The sequence below is a fragment of the Clostridioides sp. ES-S-0054-01 genome (genome assembly GCA_021561035.1).
Classification (GTDB): Bacteria; Bacillota; Clostridia; order Peptostreptococcales; family Peptostreptococcaceae; genus Clostridioides.
The window spans coordinates 3,133,967-3,155,794 of record CP067346.1; the positions used below are offsets into that span (position 1 = coordinate 3,133,967).

Consider the following 21,828-nt stretch of genomic DNA (forward strand, 5'->3'; position numbering starts at 1 on the left):
CCTTTCTATTATTAAATATTTTTTTCAATATAATCTATAGTTTTTTTTATTCTATTTAAACCATCTTCAAGTTTTTCTCTTGAACATGCTACATTTAATCTTAAATAAAACTCACTTTCCCCGCCATATACATTTCCCGACATAATAGCAATTTCTCCAATATTCATCAATAATTTTTGGAATTTCTCACTACTTATCTTAAGTTCAGAAAAATCTATCCAAGCAAAGTAACAACCTTCTGGCATAATCAACCTTAATGGTTCTAAACTATCTTTTATATAATTAATTGTATATTCAAGGTTCTCTTTAAGATATTTTAATAGCTCATCCAACCAATATTCACAATCATTATAACAAACCATTGTTGCTAGAATTGCTAGTATTGCGGGTGAATTTACAAAGTCACGGTATCTAGTGATATTTTCAAATTGATTTCTAATAATTTCATTTGGTATAATCACATACGAGCCAGTCAATGCTGGTATATTAAAAGACTTAGATGCCGATGTACAGATGAATATAGAATCTAAATAACTATCTGCAACCTTTAAAATAGGAGTCATTCTCTTATCATATACAATATCCATATGTATATCATCTGATATTATCTTTACATTATTGTCCTTACAAATACCTATCATCTTAGCGAGCTCTAACTCACTCCACACTCTTCCAGTTGGATTATGGGGATTACATAAAATAAATATCTTAGACTCTTTGCATTTTTTCTCAAAATCCTCAAAATCAATCAAATAGAATCCATCTTCATTTACAAGAGGCGATTTTATAATATTACGATTATTATTTGATATAACATCATAAAAAGCATTATATGCAGGAGTATTTATCAGGATTCCATCTCCTTCATCACTAAATATCTCAACAAGTTTACTAATTGAGTACATTACACTAGGACTGTAATATATCCAATTACTATCAATACTACAATTAAATCTTTTAATGTACCAATTCGTAACTGAATTTCTAAAATCATCATGTTTCCATCTACTATATCCCAAAACTCTATGATTTAATCTTTCTTGTAAGACTTCTGTTATTTCATGTGGAAACTCTAAGTCCATATCTGATATTGTAAAAGGAAGTAACCCCTTTTTTCCAAATCTATCTTCTACATAATCCCATTGGGTACAATATGTACCCAATCGGTCTATTTTTTTATCAAAGTTAATCATTACATGCCTCCAAATGACCTTCCATAGCTTTATCCATCTGCTTTCTCAAAGAATACACTTGAGTTCCTATAATTACTTGTATTGTGTGTTCATCCAATTTAACAACTGCTATACCACCAGCTTCTTTAATTGCATCCTCATTTATTAGTGATACATCTTGTAATTTTAAACGTAGTCTCGTTACACAATTATCTAGTGATAATATATTAGATTGTCCACCTAAAGCAGCTATCATTTGCTGTCCTTTATATGTAGATAGATTTTTAAAATCTGAACCATTTCCCTCAGATACTTTTATTTCTTTATCCTCACGTCCTGGCGTCTTTATATTAAACTTAATAATTGCCCACTTAAATACAAAATAGTATATTGCAAAGTATAAAGCTGCTACTAATACTGCTATTGGCCATCCTGTAGCTGTACCTCTTAACACACCAAAACTTATAAAAGCAATTAAATCTCCTGTAAATCCCATTAATACACCCAAATATGGAAGTACCATGTTTGCTAAACCATTCATAAATGTATGGAAGGCAAATAGTGCTGGTGAGATAAATAAGAATAAGAATTCTATTGGCTCACTTATACCACCTATAATAACTGTCAACACTCCTGATATTAAAAGCCCTTTAAGTGCTTTCCTATTTTCTGGTTTTGCTGTACAATATATAGCTAGTGCAGCACCAGCTAATCCATATTGAATCATTAGTTTACCTTGTTCCATTTTACCAGCTAAATCAAGAGGTATAATCTGATTATTCTCTACATATGCCATAAACATATTCAATGTACCAAAGTATGTTTCTCCATCAATAACAGCAGTTCCACCTATTGGTGTAAAACGGAATACAGATGTTACAAGATGATTTAATCCAAATGGAATTGTAACTCTTTCTGCTACTGCATATGAGAAATATCCCAATGGTCCTGCTGAAGAAATCCATTTTCCTAAATTTTGGAATGCATTGAAAAATGGTGGCCAAACAATAGGTATTAATAATCCAACAATACTCATAACTATTAAACTAACAATTGGAACTAGTCTTGGACCACTGTAGAATCCTAATGATTCTGGCATTTTTAAATTACTAACTTTATCATATATTGCATAAACAATTAGACCTGCTACAATACCACCTAAAACACTTGTATTGTATGTTTGTATCCCCATAATCATAGCTTGACCATTAGTTGACATTTGGTCTACTGGTACTAATAAGTCAGCTCTTGTTAAATAAAAATTTGTACCTATATGCATTGCTATAAATCCTACTAAACCTGAAAAGGCTCCAAACTCTTTTTCTTTTTTTAATAATCCTAATGGAATCGCCATTGCAAATAATGCTCCCAAATTATTAAATGCAAATAATCCTATTGTCAGCATGAAGTTTAAAACTAAGTTAACATATTCATTTCCTAAAAACGGCACCATGGCAATCATCTTAGGGTCTGTAAAACCTGCACCAAGCCCTAACATCATCCCTGAAACACTAAGTAGTGCTATTGGGAACATAAACGTTTTTCCTAACATTTGGAAGAAGTTCCATAAACCTAACTTATTTTTTTTCATAATTTTACCCTCCTATTTTTATCTAAAAACATAATCAAATTTATAGAAAAACCTAAATCAAAAAACTCAATTAATAATTAAGTTAAATGATTTAGGTTTTGCCTGCTCAACCAGTTACAATCCTAAAAGTTACTGTCTATATTTAATAAAAAAACCTAAATCAAAAAACTTAACTTAATAGTTAAATTCAATGATTTAGGTTTTGCCTGCTTAACCAGTTACAATCCTAAAAGTCACTGCTTGTATTTAATAAAAAAACCTAAATCAAAAAACTTAACCTAATAGTTAAATTCAATGATTTAGGTTTTGCCTGCTTAACCAGTTACAATCCTAAAAGTCACTGTCTGTATTTAATAAAAAAGCCTAAATCAAAAAACTTAATCTAATAGTTAAGTTCAATGACTTAGGTTTTGCCTGCTTATCAGTTACAATCCTAACAACCACTGTTTGTTATTTTATTTATGTGAATCATTAGATATAATTCTTCTTCTTTACTAATTTTATATTCAAACCTGTCTAATACCAATGCTGCAATTTCCTCAGTACATATTTTAGGTTTATTATAATTTTTATTCACCAACTTGTACATATCTTCAATATCACTATCTTTATAAGTTTCTTTTCTTAAAATCCTTTGAACAAAAAACTTTAAGTGAGTTATAAGTCTAGTGTAATTTAGTGAATTTACATCTAATTTAAACCCATGTACTTCTTCAATTATCTGAATAACTTGTTTTGAAAACTCAAGTATATTAATACCTTCATCTTTTTGAGAACTTTCCAAGCCATTGATTACATGAATGGCAATATATCCTGCTTCATCTTCAGGCAATTTTATTCCTATCTTTTTTTCAATTTCATTAATTGCCCATAATCCAAATTCAAATTCTTCTCTATAAAGTTGTTTTGTCTCATTCAAGATTAAGTTTGGTAATTTTATACCTTGTTTTTCTCTTTGGACAGCGAATTCTATGTGACTAGTTAAGGCTAATATTATTGAATCATTCACTTGAGTATTTAAAACTTCATTAGCCTTTTCTATAATTTCTTCTGAAATTTTAAAGTATTCAATAGAGGTCTTATTAAGTATTTGATTGTATTTGTCTTTTTGATTATCTTGAACAAAATATTTCTTAGAAATCAAATTTTCATCTATCAAATCTCCTACTTTTTTCTTGAATCCAACCCCAGCACCAGTAACAATTATTTCTGTGCCATCTTCTAGGGAGCTTACTACGACATTGTTATTAAATATTTTTTTTATATTCACTATAAATCCCCTCTAAAAAAAATCTCTCATCACACTTACATAGTATATTATATTTAATTTAATGTCAATATTTAAAGTTTTATTTTCGAATATATTTTGCATTTTACACTATAATACTACAATAACAAAATATTTTAATTATTCTCAATCAAATTGTAATATTTTATCGTTTTTTTATTTAAATATATTCAAATATTTCTTTTGTATATTCAATTAATTAAAATTAATCGACATTTTATATTCTAAAACTAATTTCAAATTATTTTCCAGTATTTTCAAGTGTTTCAACTTAAATTATACATATATGTATTGAAATTCAGATTATAGTATATTGCTAATCTTTTATCAAATATATATATTAACTAATATAAATTTAAATTTATATAAATTAAACCACAATTTTTATAATATATTTTATAATAATATTTATATTTTTTGTTAAGTCATTATACTTATATATTTATAATAACTTAGAAAATCCTTCTTCTAATTATGTACAGTACATTTTAACTATTTTTATTTAGTTATATCTTCACTATTTTTAGAAGTTTGCTAGTCATAGTTATCTTTAATTTCAATTAGTATTTAACATTTTATGTAAAATTTATAAAAAAATGTATATAAATTTAAATAAGTGACCATACTAAAAATATGATACGGATAACCAATAAGTTCAACCTATCTCCCCCAAAATAGAATGAGTTACAGTTTCCCCCAACTGTAGCTCATTTTCGTGTAATTTAGTATCTTAAATTTCCTATACTTTTTATAAACATCAATTTACCATTATTTATTCCCCATAACTCATCACCACGTAAAGCAATTTTATCCAAAGTTGTAGTTATTATCACACATTTATTATCTTTAGATGCTAATTTGTAAAATATATCTACCAAACTTTTTTCACTTTTATCATCAGTATTTTCTATAATATCATCACAAATTATTAAGTCAGGATTATTAGATAATGCCCTAGCAATGCAGACTCTCTTATTATCATAGTTAGACAAATCTTTCACTTTACAATTTGCTTTATCTTTATCAATTCCTACTTTTTGCAGAATTCTATATACAATTTCATTTTTATTCTTTTCTCTGTTTCCACCAATCAGCATAGTTAGAATAATATTATCTAAAACAGTAGCATCATTTAACAAGTTATAATCTTTAAATATTGCCCCTACATACTTGCTTCTATAAATATTTTTATTTATTCTTTTTAAATCTTCACCCTTATACATAATACTTCCACTAGTGCAATCATCAATCCCTGATATTATAGACAACAAAGTACTCTTTCCTGCTCTGGTTTTTCCTATAATAACATACATTTTTCCAGTTTCAAATTCTACACTCACATCTTTTAATACAAAATTACTACTACCCTCATATTTATAATTAATATCAATTAATTTAAGTATTGACAATATACCTCACCTAATTTCTATCATAAATTATTTGTATTGGCTGAAACATAATTGTACTATATATAGATACTGTACTAGTCAGTAATATTAATATCATTGCTATAAATATTATCTTAAACATAAAATTTAAAGTTGATTTATCTTTTAAGTTTTTCATCTCTTGTTTGGTGTTGAAGTCATTTATACTTATATCTTTATATTCCCCTTGATTAAACAAAGAGTCATTATATGTTACATTGTATTTATATTGATATTCAAAAACATAATTTGATATTGCTTTTTCTAATATACTTGCAATTCCTAATCCAAGTACAATACATATCAAAATTATTATAATACTTTCATAAATAAAGCTTCTAATTATCTTAAATTTAGACATTCCAATTAGTATCAACACACCTATATCATATTTTATTTTTCTTATTGATATTGTGGAACTTATAATCAATAATATTACACCTAACACTAGTATCACAAGAGTAGACGTAAAGGCTACACCAGACAAATGTTTTATTGGTGTTATTAATTTATAATATGATAACTCATCTATAGTAACTTTATATACATCACTTAGCCCTTTATTTCTTAGTTCTTTCTCAAAAGCCTTTCTACTATTAGAATCTCTAAGTAAAAAACTAGCACTTGTATAAATCATCTTACTTTCTGGTTTAATCTTTTTTTCAAACATTACTAAAGTATTATATGAGGTTAATATATTGTTGTATATATCTATGTCTTGAGCATTTTCTACTTTACTGCTATCTTTTTTCTTATATACACCTACTATTTTTAAATTTAACTTCACATTAGTATCATAATCACTTAATAAAGATATTGTATCCCCAACCTTAAGCTTATTAACCCCTAGAAAATCTTCACTTACTATACATTCATTGTCTTTTTGAAATACGCTTCCTTTGCTTATATCTAAATTATAATATTTAAGACTTTTATTTTTATCTGTAAATCCCATAACTGCACAATTTATAGCTATATTATTATACATAAGGTTTTTATTATTACTAGATACATATTTATCGTTATCAATGTATAACACAATGTTTCCTATAAGTGACATTTTCTTTACATATTTTGATTTTGAAAAGTTTAGATAGTCATCTAAATTTAAAGCATTATATCCTATCAAAGGTTCTATTAAATCATTTTGAACAATTTTTTTTTCATCAAATTTAATACTGACCTCTGACTCAAGTTTTTTCTCATATTTTTGACTTATAATGGATACACTTAAATTTATTATCGAGGAAACAGCTATTGATAAAACCATTAATAATATAATAACTACTCTAAATAAACTATTAACTTTATTTCTAATCAAGTTTTTGATTGCATTATTCAAAATATACACTTTATATCTCCTCTTATCAATTAATACTATGTTAGCAATATTATTATAATCTTTATTAATTGTTACTTATATTCTTTAAACACTAAATAAAATGTTGAACCTTTATTTTCTTCACTTTCAACCCATATAAAACCATTACATAAATTACATACATGTTTTACTAAACTAAGACCTATACCATAACCATCTTTATTTAATTCATTTATTCTATACCTATCATAAAATATTTTATCTATATAATGCTGTTTCATTCCAATTCCATTGTCTTTTACTGATACAATGACACTTCCCTTTTGATTTTTTACATTTACATATATATCCTTACCTTCACCATATTTTATTGCATTATCTAAAAGATTGGATACTCCTCTATAAATCCACTTTTCTTTTCCATAGATACTCATATTTTCATCTTCTTCAAAATCAAATTTCAAATTACTATACACTGTAGAATAATTATCACACACTTGTGCACATATTAAAGCTATATCTACCTCATACATATCCTCATTATTTTTTATATCACTTATTGCAAGTACATCTTCTACGCTATTTGAAACCTTATCAAGAGTATTTAATAATTCCTCATTTCCATTAAGTTCTAGACTCGTTCTAAGTGTAGATATTGCATTCTTTTGTTCATGTGATAAATATGAATTCAATCTTTTATAATCCTCAATATGAGAATCAAATTTATTTTTTAAATTTTTATATACTCTAGACATAATAGGGTCTATAGTCAATATTTCATTCTCATCTTCAATGTTATTTATATTATTTAATATTTCTATTCTTGCTTTAAAATCCAATCGATTTAGTATTGATAAAAGTATAAAGTTAGATGTTACTATAAAGGCAAAAAATAGTATTATTACAACATTAAAATTATTCTTAAGTATAAGATTATAATTACTCATTTCCACTTTATCTAAGACATAAGAATTGTTTAAGGTCATTTCGCTATTAGATGAAGTTAAATCTCTAGAAATTAAGTTATTATCTATATCTGATATGTTTATAATATATTTTAGACCTACTGTAAAAATTATAAAAACTATAACAGAATATAAAATTAACACAATAGTTTTTTTATCCTTTAATCCTTGCATATAGAATATCCTATCCCTCTAGTAGTTATTATTATATCTTTACCTGCAACTTCTTTTAATTTCTTTTTTAATCTAGCTATATGTACTCTTAATACAGATGATAAAGGGTCAAAATATTCATCATAGACGTGTTCTGATATATCCACACCTGATACAATATCTGGATATCTACTTGCAAGATATTCTGCTATATCAAACTCTTTGGTGCCTAACTTTACTTCTTCACCATATACATATACTTTTCTAGATGCTGGATTTATTGTAATAGGACCTGCTTTTATATCTGGGTTTGTCCTACCATAAAATCTTCTTATAACTGCTTGTATCCTCGCTCTTAATTCTATAATCTGAAATGGTTTTACTATATAATCATCAGCTCCTAAATCCAGACCTTTTGCCAATTCGTTTACCCCATCTCTTGCTGTTACAATTATTATGGGCGTATTTAGATTATTACTTCTAAAAAATTCTAATATCTCTATTCCATCTTTATCTGGCAAGTTTAAATCTAATAATATAACATCATAGTCATTTATAAATGCTTTTTCTTCTCCATCTAATCCACAATTTGCTATATCTGCTACCAATCCTTCATTTTCCAAACCTGACTTTATATTATAAGAAAGTTCCTTATTATCCTCTATTATTAATACTCTCACATAATCATCTCCTAAATAAAATATCAATTTACATATTATATATAATGAATGTTTATTGAATGTTAACTTCACTTAATAATTATTTATATTTTAAACAAAACATAGCATTATTATTATCTAAATACTTATACTTGTCAAATTTAAGTTGAGCTAATTCAATCTTTTAATATTCTCCACAATACAAAAAGATGAATCCATCTAATAGAATTCACCTTTTTATATTAAATCTTTATTTTGAAATAACATTTATTAATGTTGAGAGGATGTATTAAAAAAATAATACCTGTAATCTTTATTAATTTTAAATATATTTCAATATTATATCCACCATAAATAACAATTTATAATTATTGATGATGGATATAAAAATTCCATAATTTTATTTTTTATAAATTTAAAACTAGTATCACTAATAATTTACTTTTAACTAATAAGCATCAACAAGCATAGACTTTTTTATCTTTTGCTTATCTAGATAAGAAATTGCACTAGATACAGCTGTCTGACCCTGACCTGCTGATTTTAAATATTGATATGGTTTACCAGCACAATCTCCTGCTACATATAAACCCTCGATATTTGTATTCATATTCTTATCTGATTTTATATGAGAATCTTCTATTTCTAATCCTGGAACCATATATTTCGGTGATACACTATCTTTTATAATGAAGATACCATCTATATCTAGCTCATTTTCTCTCAATACTAATTTATTCACTAGTTTTTCACCTTGTATTTCTAAAGGTTTATCATTTATTACATTTATACTACTATTGATTTTATTTTCTAATTTATACATAGGTATATAGTATACACTACTTGCTATTTCACTTAAAAAATTTGCTTCTTCTTCTGCTTCATGATTATATCCTATTATAGCTACTTTTTTATTTCTGTACAACATAGCATCACATGTTGCACAATATCCTACTCCTTTTCCAAGATATTCTTCTTCTCCCTTTATCATTTTTCCATATTCAATACCTGTAGCTAATACAACTGTAGTTGATTCATATGTATCATTTCCAGAAACTAATGTAAAATATTCACCCATACTATATACATTATTGATTCTTTTTGGGGTTATTTTTATTCCCATCTCATCTATATGTTTTTTAAATTTATCTTTAAGTTCTAAACCACTTATGTTACCAATTCCTAGATAATTTTCTATAGAAGGAGCTTTTATAAGTTTTTGACTTATCTCTTCAGTTCCAAATAAAATTATATTTTTGTTTCTAATTTTAGCATTTATAGCAGCTGCAAGTCCTGCGGGACCACTTCCTATTATTGCAATATCGTATCTCATAATCTCACCTATTTTTTATAACCTTTCCTTTTTCTTTTATATAAATAATATATCAACAGTCAATATCATTAGCAATTAGGTACTTATTTGTAACTACATAAAACATTTATACTATAAACAAGGTGCTGTCTCAAAACAGAGATAAGCCTCTTTTTCATTGTTGAAATGATGAAAATATATTTGATTTCATACAAAAAAGAGTACCTCATGAACCAAAAAGTTCATTTTGAGACACCCCCTGTTTGTACATATAATTTATTTTAATTACATATATGATTCAACTTTGTCTTTCAAATTATCTTTAGGTATAAAACCTATTAATCTATCTACAGGTTTTCCATCTTTAAATATTATTACAGTTGGTACTGTAGACACTTCAAACTGTTGAGTTAGTTCTATACTCTGGTCAATATCCACCTTTAAAAAGCTTGCTTTTTCAGCCATCTCATTTCCTAAAGCTTCATATATTGGTGATAACATCTTACAAGGTCCACACCAAGTTGCAAAAAAATCTACAACTACTAATCCTTCTTTATTTTCTACTTCGTTTATAAATTCATTTTTATTTATTATTTTTGCCATAATATATATCTCCTTTATTGTTTTCTTGATATTAATATACTACGACCTATGTAACAGTTCAATTAGACACTTTTTTGTAACCACCTGTTTTTAGTAGACTTAGTATTATGATAAATGTATTTATAAGGTCAAATATTTCTAATATATTTTTATTTTATACTTAATATAGTTGACATTCTCTTATCTAAATTATAAAATTAAATTAATAACTACATAGGTAGTTACTAATATTTTTAAAAGGAGTTTATCTATGGATAATATAGTTACTGAATTACAAAATATAGGATTTACTAAATACGAATCTCAAATATACATATCATTATTAAAGGAAAATCCTCTAACAGGATATGAAATAAGTAAATTATCAGGTGTTCCACAATCAAAAGTCTACGAAAATATAACAAAACTATTAAACAATAATATAATTGTCAATGTTGGAACTGACCCTATTAAATATGTACCTATAAACCCTAATGAGTTATTAAAAAATAAGAAGGAAGAATTTAATAATTCTATAGCCAATCTAAAGAACAACTTACAGATACTAAATAAAGGTAAAAGCATAGAATACGTTTTAAACATAAAAGGATATAAAAATATCTTAAAAAAAGCAATAGAAATGATAAATAGTGCAAAACAAGAAATTATAATTTCTTCTCCTTATGAAGAAGTTCTTGAACTAAAAAAAGACCTTTTAATTGCTTCTAAAAAAAATATTAACATTGAAATACTACTTTTAGAAAATAAAAGTCTAGAAGGTCTTGGTAATGTTCACATTCATGGAGGCAATAAAACTACACTTGAAAATAAAATACTTTACAAAGGAATTATTTTAATTGTAGATAATAATGAAATATTGACAGGAAACTTATCTGAAAGCAGTGAATCTATTTCAATTTGGACAAAAAACTCTAATATTTTATATATTGGAACTCAATACATAAAACATGAAATTTATATTTCAGAAAAAATAAAAGGAGGCTATAAAAATGAACAAAATTAAGATTAAACAGGTTGATGCTTTTACAACTATACCTTTTGGTGGAAATCCTGCTGGCGTCGTTACTGATGCATCTACTGTTTCTGATGAAATCAAGCAGAGTGTAGCTAAAGAAATGAACTTATCAGAAACTGCATTCGTTTCAGAGTCAAACATTGCAGATTTTAAAGTACAATTCTTCACACCGGGCTTAGAAGTTGATTTATGTGGTCATGCGACAATAGGGACTTTCCATGCACTTTTGGAAGAAGGAAAACTTGATACCAGTAAGAGTATATTTTATCAAGAAACAAAAGCTGGTGTATTATCCGTAGAACTAAAAAAAATAAATAATGAAAATATATTTATGATGGAACAGAATCCCCCTGAATTTGAAAATTTAGATAGTTACAGAAAAGAACTTGCACAAATGATAGGTGTACATGAAAATAGACTTCTTGAGTATCCAATTATGAAGGTAAATACTGGACTTTGGTGGCTTGTATTTGGATTAAAATCTTTAGATGATTTAAAAAATATCTCTCCAGATTTAAATAAAATCAAAAACTTTAGTGGTGATAATAATCTAATCGGTATAACTCCATTTTGTATAGAAACTATAGATGAAAAATGTGACTATCATTTAAGATCTATAGCACCATATGTTGGAGTTACAGAAGACCCTGTATGTGGAACTGGAAATGCTTGTGTATCATCTTATATAGTACATCATAATATTTTAAACAAAACTAGTTTTATTGGTGAGGAAGGTAACTTTATAAACAGACCTGGAAAAGTATATGTAAATATAGCTAAAGAAAACAATAACATAACTTCTGTGAAAATTGGAGGAAGTGCTTATACCATCTTAACTGGGGAAATTATGTATTAATCTTCTATCTGATTTAAAACAAATAAAAATACTAGCTAACTAAAGCTAGTATTTTTATTTGTATATTTTTTATTTAATAAATATACTTCAATACATATCATAATAATATATCACAATAATGTACTTAAAAGTAAAACTTTATTTTTATTATTAACCAACTATAAATCAATCTAATACTATTTTTATAGATTAATCTATAAAACAGAATAATTATTTACTGATTATTTATCATCCTCAACAGGTCTATTTAATGTCTTGTCAAATAAGTTTTATCAAAACCAACATACATAATACCTAAAATAGATTAAATAAAGGATACTATAAAATACTTTATTGAGGTATGTGACTTGAAATATATGAACTAACTTCATTAGGAGAAATATCTAAAATAGTTGCAAATTCTTCATTTAATAATCTTTCAGCTTCTTTCATTATATTATCATCTGCTTGATGTGTTTTTTTACCAATAGATTTTACATACTCCCTGTTATGATATATACTTCTTATTAATCTTATTAACTCTTCACATTTACCACTTCTGAGAATTTTTTTAAATTGTTCACTTCTTATTTTTTCATTATCTATCCATGATGTATCCATATTAGGAATATCATTTATCAATGAAAGCACATTAATTTTAGAAAGTAACTTTCTCATTGGTACTTTTTCATTATCTACAGGAATTTTTATCACTGTATTACTGGAATAAATAGGGCTCAACACATAATAATCTTTTTTTATTCCATTTGTAAACTGTTCGTTTGTTATATCAAGTACTTTGCAGACTCCTGTCATACCATACATTATATAATCATCAATCTTAAACAAAACATCACCATCCTTAATAAAAAAATAGTCCTGACAATTTAATTCACCTTGCCAAAACTATCTGCTATATATTATATTTTAACACATTTTGAGACTTTAATGTAAGTAAAACTTACATTATTAAAATTAAAAAATACATTAACCATTGGTTAATGTATTTTTTAGGTTTTCATAATAGGCATATCAAGTATAAATTAAAATAGTTTATCCCCTGTGAATACTTATAAAATTGGTGCTTGGCTATTCATTGAATATCCATCATTTCTTACATCATTTATCTCTAACATTTCATTCTTTACTTCAACCTTAGTAAGTTTTTTAACTGCCCCATAAGGCTCTTTTAGTGAAAGTTTATCTCCCCTTCCAGAAACAACCCATAAAATCTTATAGCCTCTAGGTACTACTTGTAGCTTATTTTCACCCTTACCATCAGTAAAGTAAACCAACAAATTAACCTTTTTATTATTAGCATACTCAAAGACTGGAGAAAATCTAGTTCCCCCACCTATCCTAATTCTATCTTTTACGTCTTTTTCAGTTCTCACTTTATATACACGTCTAATTTCATTATCACACTCTATAATTGTAATTTCATGATTATAGTTTTTCACTATACTAAGAACTTCTTTAATCGCTTGTTTAAACTCTTCACCACTAATACTTCCACTTATATCAAGTGCAACTGCTATTTCTGCCTTATGACTTCTAAGCTCACCCCTCAAATCTAAACGACTTGGTTGTCTTCTATTTCTTCTTGTTATAGTCTTCTTTTTATTATTTTCAACTGTTCCCATTATTCTATTAAGATATAAATTCCATGGCAATTCACCTTTGCTGTTTTTAAGTGATGATATCATACTTTCTAAATAAGCAGGAACTTTACCTTTTTGAGAACTATTAATAAATTTTTCAGTAAATTCTCTAAGAGTATTTTCGTCTATCTCATTGGATTCATCCCAGATATCATGAGTTTTTTCTGGGCTATAATCAGTTTCTACATCTCCGTATTTATCACTATCATCTTCTTCGCCATCTTCATCCTCTTCTAGTAAATCTAATTCAGTTTGAATCTTTTCTACGTAATATTCAAAGGGTTCATATGGTTCAAGTTTTAAAGAATATTTTAAGTTTACCCGCTCTAAAGTAGTTGCATATGGTGGTAAATTTTTTAGGAATTTATTTACTACTATATCCATTGCCATATTAATAGCCAATGTACTATACTTTCCTTTTAACTCATTTGCTCTTATCAAATGCATAGATAATATATGATGAATTTCATGTTTAATTGTAGTTTCCATTTGCTTTATATCAAGTGTTAAAAAGATTATTGGATTAAAATATATAACATATCTAGCTCCTTTAAAATTTACACCTGTAGGACTGCTTATATCAAATCTTATTTCTCTTGACATCTGAAATAAAAAATATCCATAAAAATTATCCTCTTCTTCCATGAGACTTAAGTTCACTTTATCTACAAGACTAAAAAACTCATACTTAAAATCTTGTGGTATATCTATATCAAGTTTCTCATTAGCACGATTTGCCTTTAACATAGAATGAGTATTTATAATTTTACTTGCTTTATTATAAAGCTCTTTTGCTTGTTTATCAAAATAATTTTCCATACATTATCCCCTTATTAAACTATAAGATTCAAAATATGATTTTACAAACTCCTCATTTTCTATAGCTTTTTTATATACTTCAATATAACTGTTTCTAATATCCTTCATAATTCCTATCATTAAATCTACAGGATACATTTTTAAAAACTCAATAAATCTATTAATATAGTGGTTTGATTCATATTTATCATTCTTAATATTTAGCTCTAAGTTTTTTAAGATATTCATAGCTGACAGATAAAGTCTTGTATGACTCTCACTTTTTACTCTTTCTATAATAGACTCATCAATAGATTCTCCTAAAAAAACATCTTCGTAAGATATTAATGGTTTAGAATTTGATTCAATAAAACTTATAAGCTCTTCTGCAATAACCTTACCTACATTACCTTTTATAACATTTAAAAATACTGCTCTAGGAATAGAATTATTTTTTTCCTTATAAACTTTATAAATTTTAGATACTCTTTCATAACTTCTAGGAGTAGCTCTTACATCATCTTCATTTATTTTATGCAGGTATTCTGGAAAAGTGGAAATAAACTCGATAACTTTTCTTTCAATACCCTCATCTATTGCCCATTTTATCCATTGTGTATGGTCACTCTCCATATTTAACCAAACAAACCTATTTTCTTGAGCTGCATCCATATCTACTACTTGATAATCAAAATCTGAACCATATTTACTTGATGGGTTCATTGCTGCTAAAATCTTTACATCATCATGTAATTTATATCCATTAATTTCTCTATTTAAAATTAAATTCATAAGTTCTTGCTGTACTGTATGCTCACAACGATTTATCTCATCTATAAATAGAAGAACTGTCTTACTTTTAGATATCTCTTCATCAATTTCTCTTAATTTGTTATGAACAGCATATACTGTTGTTTTCTTTTCAGTCTTATATCCATCAGAATTAACTCCTACATAAGATTCTATAGTTGGAAGACCACCTATTTCACCCTCTTTAAGTAGGTTTCCATCAATAACAACTAAACTCCAATCATTTTCTTTTGCAAGCTTATTTGCTAAAGCTGTTTTTCCTATCCCACTTTCACCTACTATTAAAGGTACTTCTCCAGTGGATAATATTAAATCAACGCTTTTTAATGTGTCTATAAAATTCATTTTTCTCTCTCCTACATAATCTTTAATTTCTCATCTACAGCTATTTTTTTTGCTGTCTTACTTCCGTATTTATAAATAAACATAATTTTATCTATTGGCATATTCTCACTATTTCTATCTATAACACTACAATTTAAAAAATCTCGGATATACTTCTCCTCAACATCTTCCTTTGATAGTACTTCTTTTAATACTCCTTCCAATTCATCTTTAGATATTTTCTTTATAATGTACTTAATCACTAAGATATTCACTTTTAGAAATTCCAACATTTTATTCTTATCTAAATCAGTTATAAAACTAATAGCTGCTTCATTATTTTTTATAGCTATCAGTTCTGCATTATAACTAGGTGAATCTATATATCTCAAGGCATCATAACTTATTCTCACTGCCTCCTCTTGTACACTCTCATAAGGTTGTTTTATAAACTTTATTGAATCGTAATTTTTTCTTACTGCTAATAATTGTAACTCTTCACTTGGATTTTTAGCATATTTAATTGCCCATCCTGCTTGATTTATAGCCATCTCAATAACTTTGTCAGTTGGGTTTTTGATATAATCCAGTATACTCCATCCCTCACTTAATGCTTTTATCATCATATCTTCTGTTGGATTATCTATAAATTTAATTGCTCTAATATTATTATCTATTGCTAATTCTTGCATCTCTCTAGTTGGATTATCTATATATTCTAGTACAAGCCCATTTTCTTTAATAGCTAATAATTTCATTTCGTCAGTTGGATTATCTATAGTAGCTATAATATTAGGATTATTTTTTATCATTTCAATAACTCTTGATTTTTCCATAATGTGCCTTTCTTTCTATAATTATTTTTATATCTATGTTAATTATAATAATCTATTCCTATTTATATAATGGTTTCTTATTATAATTAATATACTTTTTAAGCAAATTTAAACAGAATAATTATACCAATATATAAAAAAATTTCTAAAAACTAATAAAATCAAGTATATAAGCATAAATACATTTCCATTATTTATAAAATTTAAAATACAATGCTAATATTAACAACAAAAAATGCTGTCTCAAAATAGAGATAATCCTCTTTTTCATTGCTTTTTCAGTTTTGAAATGCTGAAAATATATTTGATTTCACACAAAAAGAGTGCCTCATGAACTAAAAAGTTCATTTTGAGACACCATCTTTCTATATATATATTTATATAATTTTAATCGTTCGCATCTAGCCACTCAGTTAGTACTTCTATATATTTATCATTTTCTTCAACGAATGGCATATGTCTTGAATACTCAAATAACTCCCATTTACTATTAGGAATTCTATCATACATAGTTTTTGCAATATATGGTGAACATAAATCTATTGCTCCACTAGTTATTAGACAAGGTTCTTTTATTTCATGCAACCTATCTGTAAATTCATATCCAGAAAGAGTTCCTGTAGGAGAAAATTCATTTTGTCCCCATCCTACAATATATGCTTCAGAACCTGATTTTTTAGGTCTTCTTAGGCACTCTGGAGAATCTTCTGTCACTTCACCTGCACAATACATTTCCATAAATCTTTCTAATGCGTCATCATATTCTTTGCTGGAGTAGTCTCCAGTATTTACTGCATCAAGCAATGCTTTTTGGTCAGCTTCACTCATATATGATATTCTTCTTTTTTGTTCTTTCTCCCAGAGCTTTGCAGAAGAAAGAGTGGATGAAAGAATATAAGACTTAATCCCTTTTGGTTTATATTCAATAGCATACCAAATAGCCTGCATACCCCCCCAAGATTGACCTAATAGATGAATTTCTTCAAGTCCTAGGTGCTTTCTTAGTTCAATAAGCTCCTTTATCCAAGTGTCAGCATTAAATAACTCAGGATGCCCTTCTACAAATGAATTTCCACAACCAATTTGGTCATACATTATTACTTGTCTACCACTCTCAGCTATCTTATCCAATACTTCAAAATAGTTGTGTGTAGAACCTGGACCTCCGTGAAGTAACACTAATGGTTTCTTTCCTTCAGTATTTTCTCCTACTATGCGGTAATAGGTTTTAAAACCTTCAAAAGGCATATATCCTTCAGTAATTTTCATCTTATCTCCTCCAATTTGTAATTATAAATAATAGTTAAGTTCATTAAATTAAGATTATTTAAAACTTCTCATTTCTGCCTTTATTGTCTCTTCTATTTTCTAACATGCTGTCTTAATCCTTTCCTATGTGGACTGATATGACTATATGATAGCATATGCCAAACTCTTTTGCACTAGATTGTGTCTAACTTATCAATAACTTTTTCAAACTGTTTTCGCTTTACTTGTTCTGCCGTAAAAAATAGCATCTCCTATTCGTCGTCAATGGCAATATTTACACTTGTGAAGTAAAAGCTGTCAGCCCGAATTTCTGTTCAAATTGCTGAAGGATAAATTTTTCATCATATGTTAATTGTAATCAAGAGGAAAAAGAAAGTGTAAGCGGAAGTTTTTCACTGATTATGGACAATGTCTTTTCTTGTCTGTAATACTACATAGAAGTATAATAGTACTATAAATTAGAAGTTGTGTAGGGAGGATAGCAGATGGAGAAATCAATTCAAATAGATACTGATTTAGGTGTTTTGCATGGAAGAGAATGCATATATCTTGATGTTGTTTCACATGACAATATTGATAATATGACTTTTATAGGAGAAATAAATGGAGCATTAGTTCCTAAACACAAAAATGAAAAAGAATGGTTTCCGTACAAACTTATTTTTCAAAGAGTGTTAGCTTGTTTTTCTTGTGAATTAGATACTTATGAAAACGCTATGAAACTATGGGAGTGTGAAAGTGGCTCAAAACCAAGCGAACATCTAAAGTGTGGCTTTTGCCGAGAAATGGGGTTGGAAGAACTGGACAAAAAAGATTATTGGTTTTTCGTTAGTAACTCTCTACGCACAGGACGAGAATTGGTAAAAGATTATATACCGATTGATTTAGATGCCTTTTAGAACGTTTGTGCTGAAAAAGGCATTCGAGAAGGCAATGTAATTTGGGGTATTTCAGTAAAAGAGTTTCCAAACGTAGAACCAACTATTTGTAAAAGCATGACCTACATAGAAAAAATAGAATTTTCATAAAATAAAAATATATTGATTGTATTCAAATAAATAGGGCAATAAAATAATTAAGTATACTTAATTGTATTTCGAGCAACATTAATTTTATGTTAAAATTGTCTTTATTATATTAATTTACAGGAGGTTTACATTTGAACAAAATTAATTCACTTAAAGTAATAAAATTATCTCTTGGATGTTCTCTTGCTATATTTATTGCTTGGCTATTAAAATTAGAATACTCAATGGTTGCTGGAGTTATAGTACTACTTACAGTAAAAGACACTAAAAAAGAAACTCTTAAAGGCTTTATTGGAAAGTTTTATGGTTTTCTTTTATGTACTATTTTTTCCTATTTATGCTTTAATATTTTAGGATATAATTTGACTTCATTTTCAATATTTATATTTATAATTATACCACTTTGTTTTTTATTAAATATTCAAGATGTCATTGCTATGTGTGTAGTCATCGCATCCCACTACTTCATCCAAGGAGAAACATCTATTAAGTGGATTTTAAACGAAGCTGGGATATTTGCAGTAGGAACTGGAATAGGTGTCATAATAAACATGTACATTCCAACAAATATACATAAAATCTATGAAGTTCAAAAAAAGTTACAGGAAGAAGTGAGCGTTGTACTTATAGACATTGCAGATATTATTGTAAATCCTAAAAAAGAAAATGGATATAGTAGAGATTTATATACACTAAATTCGCTTATTGATAGAAGTATTTCTGAAACTTATGATAATATTAATAATACTTTATTAAGTGACACTAGATTCTTCTTAGAGCATATGGATATTATAAAAAGCCAACGGGATATATTAGAAAATTTGTATAGTTATGTATCTCAACTAAATTCTACACCACCGCAAGCTCATATTCTATCTGCTTTCATACATAAGATAGGTTATACCGAATTTGAAGCTGAAACAGGCAATCTTCTTCTTGAAGAATTGAATAGATTAATGCACAGTATGCAAAACCAACCTCTACCTGTTGATAGAACAGAATTTGAAAATAGAGCTATTTTATTTTTTTGTTTAACTGAATTAAAACAGTTTCTAATTAATCGTAGACGTGCCCAAGTTCTTAGAGATAATAATTTTTTTAAATAAAAAGAGGCGAAATCCAGTAGTTGACCTGACTATGAAATATCAGATATAATGTTAAATGCGCCCCTAGTAAGAGGGCGCAATGTTTATAATTTATTCTACTGTCATGAATGAATCATTATTCATATCGAACATATATTATTTGACCAATTCCATTATTAAGTTCTGTATTAGCGATTTCTATTTTAATAGTCACATCATTTTCTTTACAGTACTTCGCTAATTCTGCACCAGAACGGTTCTTACCACTAAAATCTAAAGAAAAAGGCTTATCATATTCAAAAGGATATTCAACAGGTATACCTTCTGGCGCTAATGCAAACATGCCATCTGGTGTGTTCATAAATCCTATTACAGTATATGTATGTTTTGATGGGTCTAAGTTTGATTCCTTTCCAGAAAATGTAATTGTATTTACTGATGAATTAACTAAACTACATCGAACACCCTGATATGTTATATGTTTCTCATTTATATCTTCTCCATTTTTTCCAAAATTTCCAACAATTATTGACCCTTCTTGATGTGCTTGCATAGTATGCTTACCAGGTGGTGCTGGTTTCTGTGTCTGTTCTGGTTTTGTCGTCTGTACTACTGCCCCAACTTCTGGATATGCCTTCTTGTCAAATGGTAATGGGTGGTTAAGACTCTTATATATGATGTCCTTTCCTGCCGATTTATTAGCATCAATATCTACGTGATACAAACGCCCATCACCAAAACGGATAAGATTCCACTGGTGGTCATTTGATGTACTATGGACATAATAACATTCAATTCCCATAGCGTCACATAAAGCTTTGAAGCTCCTAGCCATTCCAGAGCATGCTCCCTTTTTAGTAACCAATGTATAAGCAGTATTGGCTCCCTCTACTGCGTTCCAGTTAACATATGTTGTGTTATTTTTAATGTGATTATAGGCAACTAAAATCTTAGCGTCTGTAGTCATATTCTTTGTGATTTTCTTGTTCATAAAATCCGCGGTTGCTTGTGCTACTGAATTCAATTGTGCTTGTGACAGCTTCGGACCATATATGCTATTAGTTCCAGTTATATAGCTTTTTGGTGTCTTTGCTGTTACTTCTTTGGCTGTCATACCATAAACTGTCATACTCATACCTGAGGTTAAAACCATTGTTGTAATCAACAGCTTTGCAGCTAATTTCCTAAACTTCTTCATACTTAGTATTCTCCTTTACAAAATATTGTTACTTCCTATTTCGTGCCATTAATGAGGTTCATTTTGGATTTAAAAAGGTGAATTGTCAACATATTCGTTTCTCCATTCATGCGTTCGTGAAATGTTTAAATTTCATGGGAAATCTAGTCGATATTTTCTACATAATTAGTATACAATATAACTAACAAATCACTACCTTTGCTGTTAGATTAAGAAAATGATGATGATTAATATATTCAAAACCATTATCATGTAGTAAATAAAACCTTTTTTCAGTTATTATAATTGTGAGAATAGATAGAATTGTCAATAATACAGTTAAAACCAATTTTGTATACACTTTATACATTCTCCCCCCAATAACATTATATCTATTATAATTTGTATATTCAATACACTTTTTGGAAAAATATAGGATGCATCTATAAAAATACTATATATTGTTATTGAGTAAGTCAATATTTTAAATATTTATCTA

19 protein-coding genes and 1 pseudogene are annotated in these 21,828 nt (G+C 27.5%); 4 read left to right on the forward strand and 16 right to left on the reverse strand.

Features of this window, described 5'->3' with window-relative positions:
• Positions 1 to 11 precede the first annotated feature (11 nt).
• From JJC02_14475 to trxA, 9 genes are all read right to left on the reverse strand, one after another.
• Positions 12 to 1,193 (reverse strand): pyridoxal phosphate-dependent aminotransferase, encoded by a 1,182-nt coding sequence (locus JJC02_14475; GenBank protein UDN54089.1) that lies wholly within the window; start codon positions 1,191 to 1,193, stop codon positions 12 to 14.
• The gene (locus JJC02_14480; GenBank protein UDN54090.1) at positions 1,186 to 2,763 is read right to left on the reverse strand and encodes a PTS transporter subunit EIIC; all 1,578 of its coding nucleotides are present in this window, start codon (positions 2,761 to 2,763) and stop codon (positions 1,186 to 1,188) included. Before JJC02_14480 ends, JJC02_14475 begins: the two co-directional genes overlap by 8 nt.
• A gap of 433 nt (positions 2,764 to 3,196) precedes the next feature.
• Positions 3,197 to 4,033 carry a PRD domain-containing protein gene (locus JJC02_14485; GenBank protein ID UDN54091.1) on the reverse strand — a complete coding sequence of 279 codons (837 nt, stop codon included), beginning with the start codon at positions 4,031 to 4,033 and terminating at the stop codon, positions 3,197 to 3,199.
• Between the two features lie 740 nt (positions 4,034 to 4,773).
• The gene (locus tag JJC02_14490) at positions 4,774 to 5,460 is read right to left on the reverse strand and encodes an ATP-binding cassette domain-containing protein (protein ID UDN54092.1); all 687 of its coding nucleotides are present in this window, start codon (positions 5,458 to 5,460) and stop codon (positions 4,774 to 4,776) included.
• 10 nt (positions 5,461 to 5,470) lie between these two features.
• Positions 5,471 to 6,829 (reverse strand): FtsX-like permease family protein, encoded by a 1,359-nt coding sequence (locus JJC02_14495; GenBank protein ID UDN54093.1) that lies wholly within the window; start codon positions 6,827 to 6,829, stop codon positions 5,471 to 5,473.
• 62 nt (positions 6,830 to 6,891) lie between these two features.
• Complete coding sequence (locus tag JJC02_14500) at positions 6,892 to 7,938, reverse strand: HAMP domain-containing histidine kinase (GenBank protein ID UDN54094.1); 1,047 nt, start codon at positions 7,936 to 7,938, stop codon at positions 6,892 to 6,894.
• A complete protein-coding gene (locus JJC02_14505) occupies positions 7,926 to 8,597 on the reverse strand; it encodes a response regulator transcription factor (protein UDN54095.1) in 672 nt (223 codons plus the stop codon). The genes JJC02_14500 and JJC02_14505 overlap by 13 nt, the downstream gene beginning before the upstream one ends.
• Positions 8,598 to 9,024: 427 nt before the next feature.
• Positions 9,025 to 9,909, reverse strand: a complete 885-nt coding sequence (locus JJC02_14510; GenBank protein UDN54096.1) for an NAD(P)/FAD-dependent oxidoreductase — start codon at positions 9,907 to 9,909, stop codon at positions 9,025 to 9,027.
• Positions 9,910 to 10,173: 264 nt separating this feature from the next.
• A complete protein-coding gene (trxA, locus tag JJC02_14515; protein UDN54097.1) occupies positions 10,174 to 10,491 on the reverse strand; it encodes a thioredoxin in 318 nt (105 codons plus the stop codon).
• Between the two features lie 250 nt (positions 10,492 to 10,741).
• Here trxA and JJC02_14520 point away from each other — a divergent pair, with 250 nt between their 5' ends.
• The gene (locus tag JJC02_14520) at positions 10,742 to 11,494 is read left to right on the forward strand and encodes a TrmB family transcriptional regulator (GenBank protein UDN54098.1); all 753 of its coding nucleotides are present in this window, start codon (positions 10,742 to 10,744) and stop codon (positions 11,492 to 11,494) included.
• The gene (locus tag JJC02_14525) at positions 11,481 to 12,362 is read left to right on the forward strand and encodes a PhzF family phenazine biosynthesis protein (GenBank protein ID UDN54099.1); all 882 of its coding nucleotides are present in this window, start codon (positions 11,481 to 11,483) and stop codon (positions 12,360 to 12,362) included. The genes JJC02_14520 and JJC02_14525 overlap by 14 nt, the downstream gene beginning before the upstream one ends.
• Positions 12,363 to 12,692: 330 nt before the next feature.
• On the opposite strand, the gene JJC02_14530 is transcribed toward JJC02_14525, so the two are convergent.
• From JJC02_14530 to JJC02_14550, 5 genes are all read right to left on the reverse strand, one after another.
• Positions 12,693 to 13,190, reverse strand: a complete 498-nt coding sequence (locus tag JJC02_14530) for a CarD family transcriptional regulator (protein ID UDN54100.1) — start codon at positions 13,188 to 13,190, stop codon at positions 12,693 to 12,695.
• A gap of 221 nt (positions 13,191 to 13,411) precedes the next feature.
• Positions 13,412 to 14,821 carry a hypothetical protein gene (locus JJC02_14535; GenBank protein ID UDN54101.1) on the reverse strand — a complete coding sequence of 470 codons (1,410 nt, stop codon included), beginning with the start codon at positions 14,819 to 14,821 and terminating at the stop codon, positions 13,412 to 13,414.
• Positions 14,822 to 14,824: 3 nt separating this feature from the next.
• Positions 14,825 to 15,955: an ATP-binding protein gene (locus JJC02_14540; protein ID UDN54102.1), complete on the reverse strand. Its 1,131-nt coding sequence runs from the start codon at positions 15,953 to 15,955 to the stop codon at positions 14,825 to 14,827.
• Positions 15,956 to 15,966: 11 nt separating this feature from the next.
• Positions 15,967 to 16,770 carry a hypothetical protein gene (locus JJC02_14545; GenBank protein ID UDN54103.1) on the reverse strand — a complete coding sequence of 268 codons (804 nt, stop codon included), beginning with the start codon at positions 16,768 to 16,770 and terminating at the stop codon, positions 15,967 to 15,969.
• 387 nt (positions 16,771 to 17,157) lie between these two features.
• Positions 17,158 to 18,039 carry a proline iminopeptidase-family hydrolase gene (locus JJC02_14550; protein UDN54104.1) on the reverse strand — a complete coding sequence of 294 codons (882 nt, stop codon included), beginning with the start codon at positions 18,037 to 18,039 and terminating at the stop codon, positions 17,158 to 17,160.
• Between the two features lie 659 nt (positions 18,040 to 18,698).
• Between JJC02_14550 and JJC02_14555 the strand changes: the two are divergent.
• A pseudogene (locus JJC02_14555) lies at positions 18,699 to 19,067 on the forward strand (hypothetical protein).
• Positions 19,068 to 19,198: 131 nt separating this feature from the next.
• On the forward strand, positions 19,199 to 20,173 hold the full coding sequence (locus JJC02_14560; GenBank protein UDN54105.1) for a hypothetical protein: 975 nt from the start codon (positions 19,199 to 19,201) through the stop codon (positions 20,171 to 20,173).
• Positions 20,174 to 20,288: 115 nt separating this feature from the next.
• Here JJC02_14560 and JJC02_14565 read toward each other — a convergent pair whose 3' ends face one another.
• Both JJC02_14565 and JJC02_14570 read right to left on the reverse strand, forming a co-directional pair.
• Positions 20,289 to 21,350: a transglutaminase domain-containing protein gene (locus JJC02_14565; protein UDN54106.1), complete on the reverse strand. Its 1,062-nt coding sequence runs from the start codon at positions 21,348 to 21,350 to the stop codon at positions 20,289 to 20,291.
• Positions 21,351 to 21,531: 181 nt separating this feature from the next.
• Complete coding sequence (locus JJC02_14570) at positions 21,532 to 21,699, reverse strand: hypothetical protein (protein UDN54107.1); 168 nt, start codon at positions 21,697 to 21,699, stop codon at positions 21,532 to 21,534.
• Between the last annotated feature and the right edge of the window lie 129 nt (positions 21,700 to 21,828).